At 55.5% G+C, this 2,986-nt stretch carries 1 protein-coding gene and 1 pseudogene; both read left to right on the forward strand.

Annotation, left to right across the window (positions count from 1 at the left end; all coding sequences use genetic code 11):
• Window positions 1-636 (forward strand): annotated as a pseudogene (locus tag GWG54_RS20380) (IS1595 family transposase); the annotation flags it as partial.
• Between the two features lie 671 nt (window positions 637-1,307).
• A complete protein-coding gene (locus GWG54_RS20385) occupies window positions 1,308-2,366 on the forward strand; it encodes a Cdc6/Cdc18 family protein (RefSeq protein ID WP_167939459.1) in 1,059 nt (352 codons plus the stop codon).
• Window positions 2,367-2,986: the final 620 nt, after the last annotated feature.

Consider the following 2,986-nt stretch of genomic DNA (forward strand, 5'->3'; position numbering starts at 1 on the left):
CAAATCGCGATTGTGCTCGATCGAGCGTACAACACGATTCACACCGCTATCCGTGACCTGGAAGCCGCGCTTGAGCGCGGCTTCCCGGTTGTCTGGAACCGCCTCAAACAGCCATACAGCGGCCCGTTATAGGTCGATGAGAGTGGAAAAGTGTGCTCGGGATACAAAGGTCAAGACCCGCCGCGGCCCGGACGGGCTCGCGGAGGGTCGTCTCGGAGTGGGCGAACACGATGGCAGGGACGTCACGGCGACCAATTGACGCTTGTTGCGGCCTGCCGCGACGAGCTCACTGTCATTCGTGCAAAGAAAGGTATCCGCTACGAGGGAGATCTTGAGCCGGTGATTACAGAGGTCTGGACCGATGGACTGCAGGCATATCGGTGGATGGAATACGATCACCGGACGGTCATCCACAAACAGCAGTACATTTCGCCGGACGGCATCCATATTAACCAGGTTGAGTGTCTCTGGTCACTCTTGCATCCGTGGCTGCGGAAGTTCCGCGGCCTGTCCAAGCACGGCTTGGAACAGGCCGCTCACACCTTTGGCTGCGTCTGGCCATTGAATAACATCGGCGCGTCGCTCTTCGCACTCATCGATTGCTTCGCCCTCTCTCGTTTCCGTAGTTTTGCGTAAGAGCGAGCAGGAAATCCGTTGATTAGGGACCAGAGTAAGGAATTTTGACGAAGGAAGTAGCCACAAATGGGTATTATTGGTCATGTAACCAATAATTTCATGCTATTGGTCTGTAAACCAATGGCTAAACAAGACCCAGTTCCTCACAAATCATCCCCAGCTAACTGGTGTTGAAGCGTAATTTACCGATGAACCAAGGCCAGGCTTGTGCTCCGAGGAGCTATCCCGACGATAAGAGACGGGAAGCCGTCGTATCGGACCTCCTTGGAGATATCTCCATGGACCTCTAGGCGTGGATATCGGCCTCAATGTTCTCGGTGAGACACTAGCAGACGCAGCTAGCAGTCTGAAACTGGTCTGCTACAGTACAATCATAGAAAAACCTAATATGAAGATCAGTATTGCTAATAGTAAGAAATACTATATTTAATATAGACGCTCATTCCGGAGGTATATTTCGTGATCGAGGCAAACCAAGGGTTTCTCAAACACTGACTCTTCGAGAGGAGCCAATATGAGGACTGAGGGCGCTATATCTCTTCGCGCTCAATAGACTCGGCGAAGGCGACGTTCTCCCGAACGCCGGTAACTTTGACTAGCGGCCTTCTTCTCGCAGCACACATTCGGAATTCCAAGTAGCCTTTTTATACTATTATACAGATTGAACTGGTATGATATCTGATACACGGGTCTTTGACAATTCCTTTCTCCCGCCGGACCCATTACATCGGGAGACCGAAACCGAGCAGTTGCTCCGCCGCTTTACTACGACACATCCACGAGCATCGGATGTATTGATCTCTGGTCCTAGCGGTGTTGGGAAGACACTGCTCGCTCGCAACGCGGTTAACCACCTCAAGATCCAGACCGAGATTACACGAGTGTTCGTCGATTCACTGGGAAAGACGACCGGTGGCGTACTTCGAAGCGTTCTTGAAGAACTCCCGCGAGGATCAGACAATGTTTCGCGGACGCTTCCGACGACTGACGCCTGTCGGAAGATCCGCAAGGCAATCAACGGAGAGACGATCGTTGTTCTGGACGAAGGTGATGACCTCCCGCAGACGAATGCGATCGGTGAGCTGCTCGCGATCGAGAACGTGACCGTCGTCGCGATCGTCCACAACGGGACCGACTGGCTTTCACGCCTAGATGTCACCGATGGCCACCGGCTCGACCAGGGTCATCTCGAGCTTGAGCGCTACGGTGTCGACGAGCTTGCGGATATTCTCGAGCGGCGCGCACGGCAGGGACTACACGGAGAGGTCGTGACGCGAGGACAGCTCGAGGCGATCGCCGACGAGGTCGCCGGTGTCGCTCGCGAGGGGATCCAGTCACTCCGGGCGGCGGCAGAGTTGGCTCACAAACGGGGTCACCGTCGGATCCGCGATCGTGACGTCGCCGATTCTTACGAACGAGCGAAGCGCCGGATTCGGCGGCTGAACCTGCAGTCGCTGCCATACCACCATCAGGTGCTGTACGCGATCATCTATGAGGCTGGCGAGATTACGGGCGAAGAGCTACATGACCGCTACGACGCGGTCGCCGACGAGGTTTACGCCGGCTCGCCGGTGCAGCCACTCGGGAAACGGGCCCGTCGCGGGAAGCTCCCGAAGCTTCAGGCCTACGATCTCATCGATTATGATGGGCCGACTCGAGACCGGTTGTACTGGATAGTTGACGAGGAGGTTGATCCGGCTGCTACTTTTCGAGATCAGTGCTCAAGATAATCTTCTTCGAGAATGTCGGTATTTTAGAGAGTGTCATACGAATTCCAAGGCAGAAACCCACGGCTTTAGCCGTAATGGAAGCCGGCGTGGTGGGACTCAACGGCTGACCGATGGCTGGCCGACTCCCTCACGCTACCGTATAGCCCCAACTTATCGATGGTCGGTTGTCGCTCGCTTCGAAGCCCCAAAACGGGGCCCGACGGTCTCACTCAGAACCGTCGCCGATTGATAGTTCGATGAACATGCCCGGCAGGGAAACCTTTAGGGCGAGCGGAGTCGAACTATCGACCGTTCGGAGCACCCCAATCAGTGCTCCGGTCGATACCACGATCAGCGCGATCGCGGACATCAGCATTCCATTCGCCCGGTGTGCTCGCACCGGGCAACCTCAATTCCTCGGCAGAGACACTTATACCCACTTTCCAATTCCGAAAGCGAATCGAAGTGACATCCTCCCTACCGTAGATGACGGAAGCTTTCCACGCCCGCCAATGGGCGGTCCGTTGGGAGAGTTCTGGTTTCCGGTCCGACGAACCGCGCCACGCATCTGTTACCCACTGATCACTCACTGGCAGTTGACCGAATCGTTCAACTACTCTTCGCCGCTAATCCGGTATCGC

It is taken from the genome of Natronococcus sp. JC468 (assembly GCF_012163165.1).
Classification (GTDB): domain Archaea; phylum Halobacteriota; class Halobacteria; order Halobacteriales; family Natrialbaceae; genus Natronococcus; species Natronococcus jeotgali.